This window comes from Nocardioides flavescens (assembly GCF_009823805.1).
Lineage (GTDB): Bacteria > Actinomycetota > Actinomycetes > Propionibacteriales > Nocardioidaceae > Nocardioides > Nocardioides flavescens.
In genome coordinates this window covers 1-1,256 of the sequence record NZ_WUEK01000025.1, presented here as the reverse complement: position 1 = coordinate 1,256, position 1,256 = coordinate 1, and the positions used below count along the sequence as shown (strand labels likewise).

Sequence of the window (1,256 nt, the reverse complement as noted above, 5' to 3'; positions counted from 1 at the left end):
GGCGATGTAGCGCTTGAGGGCTCGTCGGATTTCGCGGGTGGTTTTGCCTTCGCTGGTGCGGCGTTCGATGTAGGCACGGGTGGCGGGGTCGTGTCGGGTTCGGGTCAAGACGATGGTGTGCAGGGCTCGGTTGAGTTGGCGGTCGCCTGATCGGTTGAGTCGGTAGCGGGTGGTGGTTTGTCCGCTGTTGGCGGGGATGGGTGCGACGCCGGCGAGCATCGCGAAGGCGGCTTCGGAGTGGATGCGCCCTGGGTGGGACCAGGCGCACAGCACGGTGGCGGCGACGATGGGTCCGATGCCGTGGTGAGTCAGCAGGTCGGGGCGCCAGGACTTCACGATCGCGGTGAGGGCGCGTTCGTGGGTGGCTGCTTCGTCGGTGAGGCTTCGGGCGCGGTGGGCCAGGGCGCGTAGGACCGTGATGGTCGTGGCGGTCTCGACGTCGTGGCTGGGGTGGGCGCGTAGCCGGGTTGCGGTGGTGATCATCGTGGACAGCTTCTGGTCGCGGAAGCGGGCTCGGATGGGTTCGGGTGCGGCGATGACGAGGGCGAACAGTTGGCGTTGTGCGTCGGCGGCGGCCTTGACCGCTGAACGTCGGGCGGCGAGCAGCACCGAGAGTGCTTGACGGTCGCCGCCCCTGCGGGGCCCGCCCAGTCGGGGTCGGGACAGACCTTCACGGGCGGCGCGGATCGCGTCGAGTGGATCGGACTTAGCGCCGTGGCGACGTCGGGTCCGTTCGGGGCGGTCGAGCTCGATGACGACTTCCTCGCTGGCTTGCAGGTGTCGGGTCAGCCCCGCACCGTGGGCGCTGGTGCCCTCGATCGCCCAGAACCTCAACGCGGCGCCGTTGTCGAGGTGAGCATCGGCGAACTCGACCAGCTCGGCGTAGCCGCGAGCGGTGGCCTCGACGGTGGTCTCGTCGAGCACCGCACCGGTGCGGGCATCGACGATCGCCGCGCTGTGGGTGTCCACGTGGGTGTCGACGCCGATGACGACATCGACCACGTCTCGTAGATCGGTTCGTGGATCGGTCAGACTGGCCATGCGTTCTCTCCTTGTCTGGGAGCCGGATGTGGATCCGGTCCGGGACGGAGACACGGCAGGACTGTGATGGGACACGGTGGGCGCCGCTTACGCCCGCCGGTCAAGCTCCTGATCAGGCCAGCTACTCCACCCGGGCCGGGACCGGCGAGAGCGAGTGGACAAGTCAGGTCCAAGGCAACGCAGACAGCACGCGCCAGTCTCGAAACGGGTCACAC

1 protein-coding gene is annotated in these 1,256 nt (G+C 68.6%); it reads right to left on the bottom strand.

The window, feature by feature from the left end; all coding sequences use genetic code 11:
* The coding region (locus GRQ65_RS22005; RefSeq protein WP_160880166.1) for a transposase at positions 1 to 1,041 on the bottom strand (1,041 nt) is incomplete at its 3' end.
* Positions 1,042 to 1,256: the final 215 nt, after the last annotated feature.